The organism is Aliiroseovarius sp. PrR006, from assembly GCF_010500215.1.
Lineage (GTDB): Bacteria > Pseudomonadota > Alphaproteobacteria > Rhodobacterales > Rhodobacteraceae > Aliiroseovarius.
Genome location: NZ_JAAGOY010000008.1, coordinates 113349 through 130093 on the forward strand (window position 1 = coordinate 113349; position 16745 = coordinate 130093).

At 55.6% G+C, this 16745-nt stretch carries 16 protein-coding genes; 5 read left to right on the top strand and 11 right to left on the bottom strand.

Features of this window, described 5'->3' with window-relative positions; genetic code table 11:
• Positions 1-9 precede the first annotated feature (9 nt).
• The 4 genes from G0Q00_RS14460 (at position 10) to G0Q00_RS14475 (ending at position 4421) form a co-directional block, all read left to right on the top strand.
• Positions 10-1131 (top strand): hypothetical protein, encoded by a 1122-nt coding sequence (locus G0Q00_RS14460; protein ID WP_163040617.1) that lies wholly within the window; start codon positions 10-12, stop codon positions 1129-1131.
• 215 nt (positions 1132-1346) lie between these two features.
• Positions 1347-2606 carry an AGE family epimerase/isomerase gene (locus G0Q00_RS14465; protein ID WP_163040620.1) on the top strand — a complete coding sequence of 420 codons (1260 nt, stop codon included), beginning with the start codon at positions 1347-1349 and terminating at the stop codon, positions 2604-2606.
• Positions 2607-2650: 44 nt separating this feature from the next.
• Positions 2651-3700, top strand: coding sequence for a mannose-1-phosphate guanylyltransferase (locus tag G0Q00_RS14470; RefSeq protein ID WP_163040622.1), 1050 nt, complete (start codon positions 2651-2653; stop codon positions 3698-3700).
• A gap of 64 nt (positions 3701-3764) precedes the next feature.
• Entirely contained in the window at positions 3765-4421 is a 657-nt protein-coding gene (locus G0Q00_RS14475) for a CDP-alcohol phosphatidyltransferase family protein (protein ID WP_163040624.1), read from the top strand.
• Between the two features lie 77 nt (positions 4422-4498).
• Here G0Q00_RS14475 and G0Q00_RS14480 read toward each other — a convergent pair whose 3' ends face one another.
• From G0Q00_RS14480 to G0Q00_RS14490, 3 genes are all read right to left on the bottom strand, one after another.
• Positions 4499-5827 carry a glycosyltransferase family 1 protein gene (locus G0Q00_RS14480; protein WP_203565020.1) on the bottom strand — a complete coding sequence of 443 codons (1329 nt, stop codon included), beginning with the start codon at positions 5825-5827 and terminating at the stop codon, positions 4499-4501.
• 283 nt (positions 5828-6110) lie between these two features.
• Positions 6111-7067 (bottom strand): hypothetical protein, encoded by a 957-nt coding sequence (locus tag G0Q00_RS14485; protein ID WP_163040626.1) that lies wholly within the window; start codon positions 7065-7067, stop codon positions 6111-6113.
• A 150-nt stretch (positions 7068-7217) separates the two neighbouring features.
• Positions 7218-8612: a phosphomannomutase gene (locus tag G0Q00_RS14490; protein ID WP_163040628.1), complete on the bottom strand. Its 1395-nt coding sequence runs from the start codon at positions 8610-8612 to the stop codon at positions 7218-7220.
• Between the two features lie 323 nt (positions 8613-8935).
• Here G0Q00_RS14490 and G0Q00_RS14495 point away from each other — a divergent pair, with 323 nt between their 5' ends.
• Entirely contained in the window at positions 8936-9220 is a 285-nt protein-coding gene (locus G0Q00_RS14495; RefSeq protein ID WP_163040630.1) for a hypothetical protein, read from the top strand.
• A gap of 16 nt (positions 9221-9236) precedes the next feature.
• Here G0Q00_RS14495 and G0Q00_RS14500 read toward each other — a convergent pair whose 3' ends face one another.
• The 8 genes from G0Q00_RS14500 to G0Q00_RS14535 all read right to left on the bottom strand — a co-directional run bounded on the left by G0Q00_RS14500 (position 9237) and on the right by G0Q00_RS14535 (position 16695).
• Positions 9237-9932, bottom strand: coding sequence for an RraA family protein (locus G0Q00_RS14500; RefSeq protein ID WP_163040632.1), 696 nt, complete (start codon positions 9930-9932; stop codon positions 9237-9239).
• Positions 9929-10624 (bottom strand): alpha/beta fold hydrolase, encoded by a 696-nt coding sequence (locus G0Q00_RS14505; protein ID WP_163040633.1) that lies wholly within the window; start codon positions 10622-10624, stop codon positions 9929-9931. The genes G0Q00_RS14500 and G0Q00_RS14505 overlap by 4 nt, the downstream gene beginning before the upstream one ends.
• Positions 10621-11745, bottom strand: coding sequence for a cobalamin-independent methionine synthase II family protein (locus G0Q00_RS14510; protein ID WP_163040635.1), 1125 nt, complete (start codon positions 11743-11745; stop codon positions 10621-10623). Before G0Q00_RS14510 ends, G0Q00_RS14505 begins: the two co-directional genes overlap by 4 nt.
• A 27-nt stretch (positions 11746-11772) precedes the next feature.
• Positions 11773-12735 carry a cupin domain-containing protein gene (locus tag G0Q00_RS14515; RefSeq protein ID WP_163040637.1) on the bottom strand — a complete coding sequence of 321 codons (963 nt, stop codon included), beginning with the start codon at positions 12733-12735 and terminating at the stop codon, positions 11773-11775.
• Positions 12736-12886: 151 nt separating this feature from the next.
• Positions 12887-13876 carry an ester cyclase gene (locus G0Q00_RS14520; RefSeq protein WP_163040639.1) on the bottom strand — a complete coding sequence of 330 codons (990 nt, stop codon included), beginning with the start codon at positions 13874-13876 and terminating at the stop codon, positions 12887-12889.
• Positions 13863-14888 carry a LacI family DNA-binding transcriptional regulator gene (locus G0Q00_RS14525; protein ID WP_163040641.1) on the bottom strand — a complete coding sequence of 342 codons (1026 nt, stop codon included), beginning with the start codon at positions 14886-14888 and terminating at the stop codon, positions 13863-13865. The genes G0Q00_RS14520 and G0Q00_RS14525 overlap by 14 nt, the downstream gene beginning before the upstream one ends.
• On the bottom strand, positions 14885-15649 hold the full coding sequence (locus G0Q00_RS14530) for an SDR family NAD(P)-dependent oxidoreductase (protein WP_163040642.1): 765 nt from the start codon (positions 15647-15649) through the stop codon (positions 14885-14887). The genes G0Q00_RS14525 and G0Q00_RS14530 overlap by 4 nt, the downstream gene beginning before the upstream one ends.
• Positions 15646-16695 carry an ester cyclase gene (locus G0Q00_RS14535; RefSeq protein ID WP_203565021.1) on the bottom strand — a complete coding sequence of 350 codons (1050 nt, stop codon included), beginning with the start codon at positions 16693-16695 and terminating at the stop codon, positions 15646-15648. Before G0Q00_RS14535 ends, G0Q00_RS14530 begins: the two co-directional genes overlap by 4 nt.
• Positions 16696-16745 lie beyond the last annotated feature (50 nt).

Consider the following 16745-nt stretch of genomic DNA (forward strand, 5'->3'; position numbering starts at 1 on the left):
GGGCTATAGATGGCAGTTACCTTTCCAGTCTTCCGGTTTGCCTACAGGAACTTGGGTGTTCTGATTGGGATCGTTTTCCCAGTCGCGATTTCGGCCATCTATTTCTTTGGGTTTTCAACCCCCCGGTATGTGTCCGAAGCTCAGTTTGTGGTTCGTCAATCCACCTCAAATCAACAGTTTAGTGGATTAAATTCCTTTCTCAGGTCGGCAGGGCTTAGCTCCAGTGCGGACAACTCCAGCATCGTTAAAGCTTATATAGCTTCCAGAGCTGCACTTGAGGATCTTGAGCAGCGCATCCCGGTCCGGGAACACTATCAGGAGTCTGGAGCGGACTTCCTTTCTATGTGGCCTTCCATTCTTTATGGCGAGTCCAACGAGGAGTTCTATCAGTACTTCCAGAACATGATCAGCATCACTGTGGACTCCTATACCGGGGTTCTGATCTTGCGAGTCGAGGCCTTCTCGCCAGAATTTGCGCAAGAACTTGCCACCAATCTTATTTCTCTGTCTGAAACGAAGATAAACGAGATCAATGAGCGCATTGTGGAAAGCGCACTGACGACCGCGCGCTCTGAACTCAAAAGAAGCGAAGAAGCGCTTTCTGACAGCCAGTTTGCCGTGGCTTTGTTCCAGCAAGGCGAACTGACACTGGACCCCACCCACAGCGTGTCTTTATTTGGTTCACTGCTGGCAGAATTGAACTCCGAACTTTCCAAGGTCGAAACTCAGATTCAGAACCTCAGGAAAGCTGCACCAAACAGCCCAAACCTTCCGTGGTTGTTGAACAGGTCCGAGGTGATCACCGACAGGATTGAGCAAATCAAATCCGAGTATTCAAGTGAAGAGACTGGGTACACAGAGAGCATTTCTGAATTCGAGCGCCTAGAACTACAGCATGAACTCGCTCTCAAGCGGCTCGCCGTTGTTGTAGCGTCATATTCGGCGGCACTTTCGGAAGCGCAAAGACAAAAGGTATTCCTAGAGCACTTCGTTTCACCAAACCTGCCGGACAAGTCAACAGAACCTAAGCGGCTTACGATTACCCTAACTGTTCTGGGTTGGGCGAGCTTGCTGTACTTGGTTGCTTGGCTGATGATTTCCGGCCTTCGCGAACACTCTGTGAGAGAGTGAAAACGACCAGCTAGCCTCCTCGCTCAAATCATATCTGCCGGCTAGCCGGCATTTCCCAGCATTGCTCAATCCTTTTTTAACGACAGTACTCTACGTGTTTGATTAGGCGGCGAATAATTTGTGAATTACGGCTTGGAAGCGCACCACCATACGTGTACTCATGATTGTATAGTCGATATCTTTATCTCCACAAAAGAGAGTGTGGCGTATCTATCATGTTTCAGTTTTCAGATCTTACTGATCGTTTCGAAAAAAATCTTGCGAGTGGCGCGCGTCCCCTCGCCCTTCTCAGCAAGAAAGATCGCACCTTGCTTGCGATGTCGAATGATCTAAGCACATGGTTCCACGAAAAGGCGCTTCCGCTCTGGGCTGATCGGGGTTTTTGTTTCGATGAATGCCGCTTTATCGAAGGCTTGTGTGAAAATGATCAGCCTATCCGGCTGGCCGACAACCGAGCACGGATTCAACCACGGCAGATTTATGCTTTTACATCCGCATGGATGCGTGGCTGGCGCGGTATGTCACCTGAGATGATCGTCAGCAGTTTAGAGTGGTTCACGTCCCGATACCGCCGTTCTGATGGCACTTTTGGAAATATCGTTAGTGCTGAGGGATTCCTAACCGACCCACGGTTTGATCTTTATAATCAGTCGTTCGTGCTATTGATGTTTGCCCAAATGGCTCAGTTTCAACCCAAGCATAAAGCCCTCTTTGAAGCAGAAGCAGTTTCACTACTAAGGGCAATCAAAGCCGGCTACACGAATGCCCACGGAGGATACCTATCAGGACCCGCTGCGGAAGGTTTCATGGAATCCAATCCGCATATGCATCTGTTTGAGGCTGCGCTTGCGTGGGAGAGTGTTGCAAAAGACAATTCCGTCTGGCGGGACCTCTCCGACGAGATAGGCGCGCTCGCCATAAAACGCATGATTGATCCCAGTTGCGGGACGTTAGGCGAATACTTCAATTCAGATTGGACACCTGCACCGGGCACCAAGGGAGAAATTGTCGAACCAGGGCATCAGTTTGAATGGGCTTGGCTGCTCGTCCGGTGGGCTAAACGCTGCAACAACCCCTGGGCCAAGAAAGCCGCGCTTCGTCAGTATAAGTTTGGGCGAAAACACGGGACATCCAAACTTGGGCTGGTCATGATGTCAGTTGGAAGGGATGCCGCCGTCATTGATCCGACCGCTCGGCTTTGGTCACAGACCGAATGGCTTAAGGCCGCCACCCTTTTCGCGCAAGATCCGTCCTTTTCAGGCCAACATGACTTCATGAGCGAGATAATTCGCTCACTCCACGCCATCTCAGCATTCCTGAATACAAAAGAGAATGGCTCTTGGATCGATCGGATTGATCCCAACGGTCACACTCTCGATGCCAAAGCTCCCGCCAGTTCTTTATATCACATCGCGAGCGCGGTTTACGAACTTGAAGACGCCCTAGAAGGGCTAACGCATCTCAAGCATTTCTAAAGAAATGCCCATTCCTTAGAGGCTCACGAAACATGCACTCAACCTTGGTTCAACCAGTAGTTTTGGCCGGTGGATCAGGCACGCGCCTTTGGCCACTTTCAACGCCGGAATATCCCAAGCAGTTCCGCCCTTTGCTTGGCGATACATCTACATTTCAGAGCACGCTGGCTCGCGTGACATCCCCCGGGCTGTATAAACCACCGATTACCATCACGAGTGCGGCACATATTCAGATTGCGAAACAGCAGCAGCAAGCCGTAGGCGTGAAGGGGACGTTAATCGCCGAAACGGCAAGACGTGATAGTGCGGCAGCCGTAGCCGTGGCGGCTCTGTCTGCACAGCGCGATGACCCAAAATCGCTAGTTCTGACCCTGGCTGCAGATCACGTGGTGCAGGACAACCAAGAATTCAACGCCACAGTCCGGGCAGGATGCACCGCAGCAGAAAATGGTTCTGTTGTTGTTTTCGGCTTGCGCCCTTCCGAACCGAAAACGTGTTACGGTTACATCAGCCCAGGCGTCCCACTGGATGGATCGGAAACGGTGTTCATGGTCGACAGATTTGTCGAAAAGCCTAACCCACAAAAGGCTATTGAGTTCATCCGAGATGGCTACCTCTGGAACTCAGGAAACTTTCTTTTCCGCGCAGATGTGATGGTTGAAGCATTCCGAACTTACGCGCCGGATATCCTCGCCGCCGCCCAATTCGCGCTCGAAAAATCATCCGAGTTTGAACCAGGCATCTGGGAACTCGACAAGTCTAGTTTCCAAAAAGCCCCCAATATCTCAATCGACTACGCAATTATTGAAAAACTAGAAAACTGCGCGGTTGTTGAAGGCCGTTTTGCTTGGTCGGATATCGGCGCCTGGGATGCAGTTTGGGAAACCTTACCCAAGGATAGCGATGAGAACGCATATGTTGGATCCGCGCATTTTTCCAAGTCCCGGGGCTGCTTCGTTCATTCAGAAAGTAGGGAAACAATGGTGGTTGGAATGACCGATGCGATCATCATCTCCACAAACGACGCTGTGCTGGTGCTGTCCAAAAACAATGCGCAGGATGTCAAAAAGATAGCGCAACTTCTGGATGACTAAAGGGATTTCACCTATAGGTCAGTTGATTATCTAGCTAGCAATAAGAAAGTTTCTTGTGGCAGACATGAAGCGGTTTCAGATCAACTATTTTGGCAAGGCCGAATCTTGGATTGTACCCCGGATGGTGCGCGCGTTGCCGAAGTGGGTAACACCCGACATGATGACTCTGCTTTCACTCATAGGGGCGGGGTTGGCATCTTATGGCATGGTCAAGAAGGGTGACGTGATCTGGGGGCTTGTGCTTCTAATCTTCGGGCTTCTTCTGAATTGGATTGGTGACTCAAGCGATGGCGCTTTGGCTCGCCACCGAAACAGGCAGCGCCCGAAACTGGGCTTCTGGATCGACCGTGCCGCTGATACGATCTGCTTCGTGCTTATCTTTGTATCGCTTGGCGCATCGCCCTATCTGAATATGGGTTCGGGCTTGGGTTTGGCTGGGGCATATCTGTTCTATCAACTGGCGTCATTGAATCTGGCAAGGAGAAATCGGATTGCGTTGATTGGGTATTGGGGCATAGGTGCAACTGAAGCTCGCCTGCTGATCGCATTGTCCGTGACAGTGCAGCATATTTTGATCTCTTTTGAAATCAGGCCTGCAATTGGACCGCTCCCCGTCGAGGCCTGTATTGCAACGGTGTTTTCGTTCGGGATGGTAACTGCGGGCGTTCGACTTCTGTCACAGTCCACCAAGCACCCGTCCAGCAAGAGAATACTAAACTAGAGGTGCTTTTGACCAAGATGAGAATGAAAGATCTGGCATTAAAAAGTCTTTCCCCAACCCAATAGCCCCTAGGCAGTTCAGGCCTGAAGGCCCCGGTAAAGATTCTCCATACGCTTTTCATAAGCCTTCATCGAGAACAGATCAGCTTGTTTTCTCCCCAAATCAGAAAGCTTGTTTCTAAGGTCTGCGTTGCCATTCAGCTCGCGGATACCTTCTGCAATCTGCTGCGTTTCATATGGATCCACCATAAGGGCTGCCTCTCCTGCAACCTCCGGCAACGAGCCCGCATTGGATGTCAAAACCGGTGTGCCAAGCTTCATTGCCTCCAGAACGGGTAGTCCGAACCCCTCGTATAGCGAGGGGAAGCAGACAGCTTTAGCCCCCATAATCAAACTCACAAGGATTGGGAATGGCGCATGATCGATATGGATGATCCGCTTGCGTCGATAGAAATCTGTGCCGACCTGCTCCAGATACGATGTGGCCTCGTCATTGATCAGTTTCATTTCTTGCGCGGATTTCCAAGCCAGCTTTCCGACAAGAACAAGCGGCGCATCAACATTCGAGGTCAAGTAGGCTTCGACCAGTCGCCCCACATTCTTCTTCGGTTCGATTGCGCCGAAGAACATGAAGTATTCTTTGTAGTCGAGGTTGAAGCTACCTTTTACCTCTCGGCGAACAACATCTGCTGATTTAGAAGCGTACTTCTCAGGGATATCAACGGCTTGATAGGTATTTGTAACTTTTTCTTCTGAAACACCTAAAAGGTTAATGATATCCTTCCTTGACGTTTCAGAGACCGTCACGATGTGATCGGCCTTCTTGGCAATCATCTTGCATAGCTTGTAATAAGCCGCCTTCTTATCAAGTGTCGTAAAGGGCAGCCGAAGCGGCACAAGATCGTGGAGCGTGTAAATGTTCTTCGCTCCCGGCGTGTACATTGGAAGAGGATACGTCCAGTGCGCGATATCGGGCGTTGAGGGTGTTTTTACAGCCAGCCGCGCCGGGTGAATGCTGAGCGTCTTCCAAAAATGACGGTGCGCCTTGCCGAAAACATCCGGACTGTTAACAATTTCGTCGAAATACGGCATTCTCGATTTATAATGGGTCGAGATGACATTACCTTCGATTTCAATGGGTTTGGCCATCGTTGGGCGGAAAGAGCTCAGGCTTTCGGTCAGAAACCGTCCAGCTAGCTTCCACTTGCTCGCCTCTTCTGTGTTTGGGTCAAAGAAAAATACTTCCTGAAGCAGAGGAATCTTTTCTGGCCCGCGCTTCGCGTCATAAAGGACACTGGTCTTGTAGTTCAAATTCCGCGTGCAGTAGCTTAGGTTCCTGGCATAGGTTGCAACCCCAGTTCCCTTCTCCAGTCCCAAGTTGAAACCATCAATCATTACATGCGTCATGTATGCCTCAATCAAATTTTCCAAAAACGGGCATTACGCACCTTCTTTTCAACCTCTGATTATGACAAATTGCCTAGTAAGTACATGGCCGAGATACACAAAAATTGCGCGGCAAAAGCTCGGGTTCACTCTCTGAGTGAATTTCCAAGCTGCTTTGAGCCATTGGGTGGCTCTTTCAAGTTGGATGGCCTTTATGCATCTAGCCCCTGAGCGACATCTTCAACAGGGCCATTCAAAACATGCACATTGAATGCCCGCAAAATTGCGGTCGCCGGTTTTAGGGCTATGCCAGACGCGGCGATACATTGACATGGAGAAGTCCAAAATGTCCGAAGATCGCGCCTTCATCGCTCTTAATTCGTACTTCGATCGGATCTTCAGGGAATGTTACATCCGCCGCCAAATTGGCAGCAAACTTTCCGGCTCTTGCTGCGGAAACCTTCCCCCGACCGATAACTTCTTTGTTCACCAATTCGATGGTCAAAGGTAAGTCGATAGCATCCTCTGAAAACTGCATTGCGATCCTGAAATCATACACTCCTTGGGGAATATGAAAATAAGGACCGTAGTACAAAGTTCGGGCAGGGCCTGTTAGATCCAACCACATGCTTCTAACGGGTTCATTTATCTCTCCGAGCATGAAAAGGGTATGGTCCCATTTATACCCGGTGGTTGGCCTGCCGCTTTTCGGACTGCCAAATACACCAGTTTGCAGTCTACTTTCGGCATGCTCTCCCTCGGTTGGATATGCATTGGGAAGATCCTGACCCAGCTCCTGCAACAGTTCGCCACTACTCTCAGCTATACCGCAAGCTTCCTTAACAAAGCCCTGCAACATCCGGACAATGTCGCACCCATCCGCGAAGTCACTTTTTTCCACGATCAAAGTATTCTCAAGTTTGGCTAAGTCAGCGCAAAGGGCCACGCTGGCCGAGATCGCCCGCAAGTCCGCAAGCGTGCCTTGTGTAAGTTCTTCACGATCGCTTCCAAGCGCACAGACAGGGTCGTCAAAAAAACCCACTATGGGGATGGATGCTTGAGAACAATTGTCGGCCAGCAGCGGGTTCGGAAAGTTGGTTGACACAACGTGAAACCCATCCACATCGCAAAAGGTGCCAGAAAAATCACTTAGATCGATATGGCTATGCATTACCTGCACGTGGGAGGCGATAAGGGACTTGAGGGCGTTCACCCCCCAATTGAAGAACGCCCCGGGGTAGCCGATCAGCAAGATCGTCATGTAGGTTCCACCTTGTCTCAACTCAGACCATTTGGGGTCATGATGCCCCGACTTATGGTCGCTACAATTCTCTAGCAGCGCTTACTTCAACCGATGGAGCTCTTGACACCAAAGTTGGTCAGGGTCGTTTGAGCGCCTCTCTGTTCCGTTTCAACCCAGCCTTTGCCGGACTTTTTCCAGACTATGCGCGACCAGTTCCTGAGCTTGGGTTGATGTCGGCGCCTCCGCATAGCAGCGGAACTCTGGCGCATTGCCAGATGGGCGAAAATGGACAACCAGATTCCTCTCAAACGACATGCGAAGACCATCCGTTGTGTCAATCGAAGATTCTGCCCCAAGGTCGCGGAAAAACGAAGCACGGGCCTGAGATGATTGGATCAGTTCTGCAAGGAAGTTCTGAGAAAGCTGGGTTGAAACCTCGGTCAAGCGGTCACCTGCAGTAAAGCGAGTTGGAAGTGTCGAGACCAACTCCGATAACGTGATACCTTCGGCTCGGGCGGCTGCCAGAGGTGCAAGCATTGGCAACAGGCAGTCGCGGGTCATCAGCGGTGCTAGGGTTTGCCCGGTCGGGCCGATAGCCGGAAAACCCAAAAGAAAACCTCCGTTGGCTTCATACCCAACCACCCGAGCAGCCGGGTCAGCCTTTAGGGCGTCGTCCATTGCCGCGATCACATATGGGGATCCGATACGTGTCAGGTTAACAGCAGCAAAACCGTCCATCTCTTGCACCCCTGAATTTGATGAAACTGGCGTACAAATTATCTGGGCGTTCAGTATTTGCGCGGTCAACATCCCCAGAAGATCGCCCGGCACGACGACACCATCCGCATCAGCGACCATAGGGCGGTCAGCATCACCATCGGTAGAAATCACAGCATCCAGGTCATGTTCGGCACACCACCCGGCTAACATGGCGCGGGTTTTGGGGTCCAAAGCCTCGGTATCGACGGGAATAAACGTGTTCGATCGGGCCAGTGTCACCGCCTCTCCGCCCAAAGCACTTACCACTTCACACATGATGTCGCGGGCCACAGAACTGTGTTGATAGACCCCAATGCGGAAACCGGTCAGAGCACCACTTCCAAATCCGTTTATGTAGCGCGCCACGTATTGCATACGGGCGGTGTCATTGTTGGTGATTGGCGCTGCAAGACCAAGACTGCCCCGACCCAGATTTGCTTGAATGCTTTGTTCATCTTCTTTTGAAATTTCGCCAGAAGGTACGTAGAATTTTAACCCGTTTCTGTTCGAGGGGATATGGCTACCGGTAATCATAATGGCGGCGTTTCCTGCTTTCAGCGCCGCCAGCGCCAGAGCCGGGGTGGGCAGCGCACCACAATCGAATACAGACACTCCCTGTGCCTGAGCTGCAGCGGCAACCGTTGCAGAGATAGCAGGAGATGACGGGCGGAGATCTCGCCCCAAGAATAGAGCACCACCATGAGGGCAGGCTTCTAGAAAGGCGCGTGTGTAATCTTGCACAAGGTTTTCGGTCAGCTCAGTGACCAAACCGCGTAGGCCGCTGGTGCCAAATTTAGGAGCCATTTCAATCTTCTTTTTGCATGAGATAGCGAGCCTATGCAAAGCCACCTGAGTTTAGTCTTCCTAGTACCCAGCCCTCACAACTAGGTATGGTAGTGCAATATTGATAATTATCTATCTTGACGGGCATTTGCAATCATTCAGCAGTGTATTTCGGAATGGTTACACCCCACATCGTGCGATGGGCTGCAAATCCTCAGACTTCGTACTGCCCAAGGGCGGCTAAACCTGATTTGCCACATCAACGCACCAAATCGGCCTTTCGTTCTACTCACCGCGGCTTTGATTGCGCCCGAGTTCTTGTGCTGATCCCCGTAATTGGATGAATGATTGCTCGCGACACCTATCCGGAAACGGAGGCGCGCGGGCCATCCTATGAACTCACGGACATCGGAATGCCGAACACGCCACCGAGCAACCCATACCTCAAATGGCGTCCCGGGAACGACTTTGAAATCACGCGCCATCATTCAAGCGCGCATAGTGGGGAGGGAAGCCTTTTTGTGCTCAGAATAGAAATTGAACTGAGAAAGCCACAATGGATGGGCGATAATGGCCCATTCCTATCCTTCGCAACCATTGCGGTGAAGACCGGCTTCAATATTGTCTGACTTGCCTAACTTGGCTTCAGGTCCGAGAAGCCTCGAACGCTGTCCAAGCTTTCTCGAACGCTTCGAAGTCAAACCCGTCGGCGCGGGCGGGGTCCAGAACCAACTTTTCGGTGTCGAGCAGCTTGTGGATCGCGTCTTCGAGCATTGGCACGACCTCGGGTGGGATGACCAAAGCACCGTGGCGGTCGGCGTGGACCAGATCACCATCGCGCACTGTCATGCCGAAGATCTCGACCTCGGTGCCGATTTCTTTCACGTGGACGAAGCCATGCGACGGGCCGGTGGACCCAGCAACCACCGGGAAGCCGTCGGGCAGATCGCCAAGGTCGCGCATCACGCCGTTGGTCAGTGCGCCGCTGATTCCAAAGCCCTTGTGGACGGTGGTGTTGATTTCGCCCCAATAGGCGCCGATGGCGTTGGGATAGTCCAAGTCCTCGACCACAGTGATCGCCGGGCGCGGGCCTTCCGACATGTGGCGGTAGTAGTTCATGCGCCGGGTTTTGATCACTTCGGGCGCTTCTTCGGGCGGGGTCACAGCGGCGATTTTCGCGGTGCGTGCATAGCCCACCATCGCCCCGCCATTCGGGTCCGAGCACAGCATTGTACCGCGGGTGAAGGCGTTGAAGCCGCGTTTGCCTTGGGCGACCTCAATGGCGTTGCAAACAGTGGGCGTGTCGACGCTTTGCAGAAGGGCAAGAAGGGATGGGGTCATAGCTCCTCCAACCAGCGGGACAGGGCCGCTGTGGTTTCTTCGGGTTGTTCCAGCGTGGGCAGGTGGCCCGCGTCTTCGATGATCTCAAGCGTGCTCTGGGGCATAAGGTCATGCATCAGTTCATGGCGCGAGACAGGACACAGCGTGTCGTCCCGCCCGCACAGCACAAGCGCCGGACCAGTAAAGGCGCGCAGCGTATCAGTTTGGTCCGGGCGGTCACGCAGGGCTTTGGACTGGTTCACGAACACCTCTGGCCCCAGATCCATCGCCATCGCCATGCACAGATCCAGAATAGCCCCGCGATTGGGACCGTCGGTCAGGTAGTTCGGCTTCATCTCATCCCGCATCACGCGGCGTAGCTCTCCGGCCTCGGTGGCGGCGATCTGCGGGGAGCGGCGGGCTTTCACTTCGTCCTTTTCGGCCAGCGGATTGGTGTCCATCAGAGCCAACCCTACCACCCGGTTGGGGGCTTGGCGCAGGACCTCCATCGCCAGAATGCCGCCCATGGACAGACCTGCCACGGCAAAGCGCGGCGGCGCGTGGTGCAGCACGTCCTGAGCGAGCGCAGACATGGCGTCATGCGCGCCCATCGGCATGGTCATCAGCGGAGTGCGCCCCGATAGTGCGTCGATCTGCGGCCCAAACAGGCGCGCGTCGCACATCATGCCGGGCAGCAGGATCAATGGTGTCATGAGACCAGCGCCGCCCCCTCGGACAGAGATTTCAACTTGGCATAAGCAATGTCGGGATCCACCGCACCGAAACCCGCAAACGTCCCAAAGCCGCAATCCGATCCGGCAATTACACGGTCTGCGCCCACGATGTCGACAAAGCGGGAGATGCGTTCGGCGACCAGTTCGGGGTGCTCCACAAAGTTGGTTGTCGTATCGACCACACCGGGTACCAGCACCTTGTCGTCAGGAATGTCGCCCTTGCGGTCGCGGAAGGTGGTCCATTCATGGCCGTGGCGCGGGTTCGAGGTCTCAAACAGCACATAGCGCGATTTGGTCGCCATCAGCGTGTCGAACATCTTGGCCATGGGAATGTCGCAGCAATGCGGGCCTTCATAGTTGCCCCAACAGATATGCACGCGCACCTTATCAGCAGGCACGTCCGACAGCGCGTGGTTCAGCGCCTCGACATGCATGTTGGCGACCTTGATGAACTCGTCATCCGACAGGTCCGTGAACAGCATATGGCGCGACAAGGCCAGATCGGGGCAATCGAGCTGCAGGTCTAGTCCCGAGGCGACGATTGTCTCGTACTCCGCCTTCATCGCGTCGGCCAGTGCGGCCAAATACGCCTCACGGTTCTTGTAATAATCGTTCTGTAGAAAAAGTGAGATCACGCCGGGCGAGGCAGCGTTCATGAAGCCCCGCTCGGTGCCGTGCTCGGCCATCGCCGCTTTCAGGTTGGCAATGTCTTTTTCCAACTCGCCCTGCCCTTTCGACTCAACCTCGCCCACGCACATGGGGCGGGCGTATTTGGGTGTGCCACCATCATCGGCGAGGCGCTTCAGAAAACCGGGGAACATCTTCAGATCGGCAGGGGCGTTGCGGGGACTGTCGCCTGCGAAGCCTGTGTAGCGGTCCTTCACATAGGTCGCGTAGGAGATCTTCGAGGTCTCTCCATCGGACACGATGTCGACCCCGGCCTCGACCTGTTTACGCACCGTCTCGGACACCGCTGCGGTCATACAGGCGTCGAACTCGGCTTGGTTGAAAGGCTGCTCATTCTCACGTGCGAAAATGAAATCGACCACGTCCTGCGTACGTGGGAGGGAGCCCACATGGGTGGTTTTGATACGCGTCATTTTGGGCTCCTTCCCGTTGGTTTCAGATTAGCTTCCGGTCCATGTGGCGCCTGCCGGATCATCCGTGGCGGTGATGCGATAGAGGCCAGCCTCGCCGGTCATGGACGGTGCTGCCGAGTAGCTTTCGCCGGGCAGAACCAGCACAGTGTCGCCGCCGGATACGGTGGTGGTCACGTCATTCACCGACACACGCCAGTGGCCGCGCGCGGGCATCAGGACCACGGGTTTGTCTGCGATGACCGCGTCATTCTGAGCCGAGCCACGGGCAAGGAACTCGACCTCGAACCCCGGCTTATCCTTGATGACGCCGTCTTCGCCGATCACCTGCGCAGGGGCCTTGGCCGCAAGGGCTGCCAGATCCCAATAGCGGGCAACATAGTGGCCGATCACCGCGTCGACGGGCACCTCGGGATAGTCCTTCAGTTGCTCGTCGGTCAATAGCGGCATTGGGGCCACGTTATGGGGCAGCTCTTCGCCCTTTTTGCTGTCATAGAGCACGCCGTTTTCGCCCAGCATCAAGCCGTGCGCCTCTGCGTCTTGGATGACATGCGGGGCCCATGTCACGCCGCCGCCCGCGTCGTCGCCGCCAAGGATCGACATGATCATCCCATAGTCATCACCCACGTTTTCAAACCCACGGAAGATGCCGGTGGGGATGTTGAAAATATCACCTTCCTCGGCGATGAATTCGCCTGCGGTGCCGTGCAGCCCCCAGAAGAAGCGCCAGCGGCCTTTGGCCACGAAAAACACCTCGGCGGTGGTGTGGCTGTGCAGGCTGTTGCGGCATTTCGGGGGCTGCCCCGCCGCGCCGATGTTGAAGCCAACCTTGTCGGTGATGTGGACATGCTGATCGGGGCTTTCCGACACGCCGCCGCCGATGATGGTGAAGTTCTCCTTCTGGTCCGAGCCCGGTGTGTGGGCGTCGATGAAGGCGGTTTTACAGGGCTGCAGCTCGCCGTAACGAACGATGCGGGATTGGATAGTGCTCATATCTTTGGTCCTTTCATGTGCTGAGATTAGGGGTTCAAATCTCAGCCCCGGGCGGGCGATTGTTCAGCCGCTTCGCCCGCAAGGCCGCTCGAAAGCAGTGAAACCTGCGGGTCGCCTGACTGGCATCCAGATATGAAATCCGGGTCGTCATTCAGAGATCGCCCGTGTGCAGCAGGATCTGCTTCCACACCGAGGTTTCGTCAAACAAGGTCCACTCGCGACGCAGCTTGACCTGACTGGGAAGAACAGCGCCGAACTCGGCATGGCTGGCACCCATCACGTGAACTTGCGCGCCGGACGGGCGCCCGAACGCGCCCCAGCCATCATGTGTTCCGGTCAGGCTCCATCGAATAGCGGAGCGGGGCGGCATATGCGCGTCGTCACGGCCAATCTGGTGATGGATTTCAAACGTCGCAGACGGGAAGGCGGCGCGAAGACCCATCCAGAAGCGTTCGACGGGATCCCAGCCGTGGCCGGTCACACCGCCCGCAAGTTCAGCCTGCACCGCGCGGTCATATTCCGCTTTGATGACTGTGATGTCGGCGTTCATGATGCGGGTCAGAATGTCGGCGTGGCGACTTCCCCACTCATTGTCATTGCCGCGGCCCGTATAGGGACCGGGCTGATCAATCTCGGGCGTGAAGGGTTTGACGCAAGCATCGGGCCCACCTTCACGGGTAATCAGATCGCGGGTATAATCCACAACATCCCAACCCATCTGCCGCACAATCGCGCCCTGATCACGGATCAGCCATTCGTCGTCGATGGCGTTGTTCTTGGCGTGGCAATCAGCAATCACGCGATAGGCAAGACGCTTGCCGGTTGCCGACCCATATACGCCGTCACCCAGATGGGTCGCAGTGGTCAAAATCCGATGCGAAGATAACATACCGTCCTCAGGCGTGCCGGACCAAATCACATCCTCTCCCAGCAGCTCGCGGTCGGGAAACTCGGCAAGGGTCGCCATGGTGGCGCCAATCACGCTTTCATTTCCGACCACCACACTGCCGGGGCTGCGCACCACGATCTTGGGCGCGTAATAGTCATGCAGCGTGGCCAGCCCGCGATCTTCCCAAATCTCTTTGGTAATCCCGATAATGTAATCAGGGAAATCGCGGAACTTGGGGTCAAATCCCTTCATTGGTCCATCCTTTGGGTTTGCGGGCAGAACCGCGCACGATCAACGGCCCTTCGATGGCCTCGCGTCGGGGTTCAGCGTTTTGAGGATTTTCGATGTGGCTCATTAAAGCCGAGACAGTCGCGTCCACCATGCGGTTCACCGGCTGGCGAATTGTGGTCAGGTCATATGCGCCCCACGATGCCATCGGCACATCGTCATAGCCGATGACCGAGATGTCATTTCCAACCACGATGCCCTTGGCCCGCAGCGCGTCGATCACAGCAAAGGCCATGTGGTCATTGCCAACGAAAATGGCATCCGGATTGTGGTCACGCAGCAGGGTTTCGGTGCACGCGATAGCCACATCGCGCTTGTACATCCCATCCAACGTGGCGACTGAGGCGACCCCGGCATCGGCAAGGGCTGCGTTGAAGCCTTGTTGCCGTTCACGCCCGGTCGAACTGCCCTGCCAGCCCGAGATATGCGCGATCCGTTCGTGGCCAGCCTCGAGCAGGAATTCTGCCACCTGCCGACCGCCTGCAATGTTGTCCGAAGTCACCTCGACAAAGGGGCTGTTGTCTTGCCCCCTGTTGAACAACACAACCGGAATGCCCGCCTGCGTTGCGCGCTCGGCAAGATCCGACGACAGCGAGACTGAGGCCGCCACGATCCCGTCCACCTGGTAATCCATCAGATCCTGGATCACACCGTCGATCCCGTCTGTCGAGTTTGGCGCGGTGAAGATCAGGATGTGATAGCCTTGCTCCTGCAGCGCATTGGACAGCTTTTCCAGCACGATCGGGTAGAACTGGTTTTCCAGATACGCGACCACCAACCCGATGATACGCGACCGGCCAGACACCATCGCGCGCGCCAGAACATTGGGGCGATAACCCAGTTCCGCGGCGGCCTTGCGCACCTTCTCGATCGTTTTCTTCGACGCGGACGCGCCGGGGGTAAAGACACGGCTGACGGCCGACTGACTGACGCCAGCGCGTTCGGCAACTTCGGCGGAGGTTATCTTCAGCTTCATTCTGCCGTCCACCCCCCGTCGATCATCAACGCGGTTCCGGTGATCAGGCTGGACGCCTCGGACGCCAGGAAGACCACGCCGCCCATAATGTCCTCGACCTGACCAATGCGGCCAAGTTTGATCTTGTCCTCGATCCAGGCACGGCGTTCAGGTCGGTCAAAGGTCGACTGGGTCAGCGGGGTGACGATGAAAGTCGGGCAGATCGTGTTGATCCGAATGCCCTTCTTGCCCCATTCGATCGCCATCGACTTGGTGAACCCTTCCACCGCGTGTTTGGTGGCGGAATAGACAGCGCGGTCCAACCCGCCAACCTTGGCCATCTGGCTTGAGATGTTGATCAACGATCCGGGCTTCCCCGCCGCGATCAACCCTTTGGCCACGGCCTGCGTCAGGAAATAGGCCCCCTTGAGGTTCAGCCCCGCAACCGCATCGAAATCATCTTCCGTGGTGTCCTCGGCTGCCGAATGGCGGGCCAACCCAGCCGAGTTCACCAACACGTCAAACGGGCCGTGCTCTGCCACCGCAGCCTGTGTCGCCGCCACATCCGAGACATCCATCGCCAGTGCTTTGGCAGCGAAACCAGCGGCTTTCAACTGCGCGACCAGATCCTCCAGTGCTTCGACGCGACGGGCGGCAACAGTTACCTCAGCCCCCGCCTCGGCCAGAGCTACAGCGCAGGCCAGACCAATGCCCGAACTCGCCCCGGCCACCAAAGCGCGTTTTCCGTCCAGTCGAAACGAAGGGGTCTTGGGCAGGGTCATGGGTGATCTCCGGTCATCTTGATTTTACCCGTCGGACGGGCCTTGTTGAACATGCGCATGCGCGCCAGCACATCCACACCCAACTGGTCGAAAATGTCCAGCAGATCGACCAGCACCCAGTTCTCGCGGATCAGCCCGTCTTCCACGCGCCAGAAATCCAACGAACGCAGCGTGATCTCTTGCCCAGCAGGCGCGAGCCCCAGCCAACCATCGCCGCTGATTGTCTGCTTCATGTTGGGCCAGCCCGTGACGGCGACATAGTCACCGTCTCCGAAAAAGTGAAACGTCAACGCGTCGTCATGTGCGCCGCGATCGGGCATGGCAGCCAGAAACGGGATCTGGTGCCAGTTGCGAAAGCCCTCGATCCCACGTGCGGTGCCGATCCCGGCTGGGCCGTACCAGTTGAACCGCGGATGCCAGAAGCGCTCCATCTCCATCACTTCGGGGCCGCCTTGTGCCGGGTGCCGGACCAGATGCGCCAGCATATCGACGATATGGTCGCAAGACGCCTTGGCCCGCGCTTCGTCCCAAGGACCAGTCACGAACCCGTCTTGCGTTGCAGGCCCGGGGATCAGCATCTCGAGCCCCAGTGACGGGGCCATCGGCCACGCCCCGGCCTGCATCATCAGTTCCGGGATGTCCCAAATCGCTTGCACCTCGACGGCTCTGTCATCCTCAAAACGATAGAACTCGTGAAACCGCATATGCGCCAGATGGCCGGTCGGTGGAATGTCCAGCCAAGGCGCGGTGAAGGTGCCAACATAATGGCCTCCGCACCCGACCCAATCACAGCCGTGATCATCCACACCTGCCATGACGATCCAGTCGCGCCGCTCCAGATCCGGCATCGCTGTCAAAAGCGGTGCATAGGCAGTGTCATAAACCGCCCCTGCCCCACGCAGAGTGCCGATGGGATGACACAGACGAATCTCGGCATCCGCCGTCAGAAGCCCCTCCAAAGCCGCCCGCACCGTTGGCTCAGAGAAATCCCGCATCGCCGCATGCAGGGGCGCAATCAATTGCTTGTGGCGGCTATGTCGGTCCATCTTTCCTCTTGCTCAAAATACCTCGGGGAGCGCGAGGTGCAGCGCCCCGC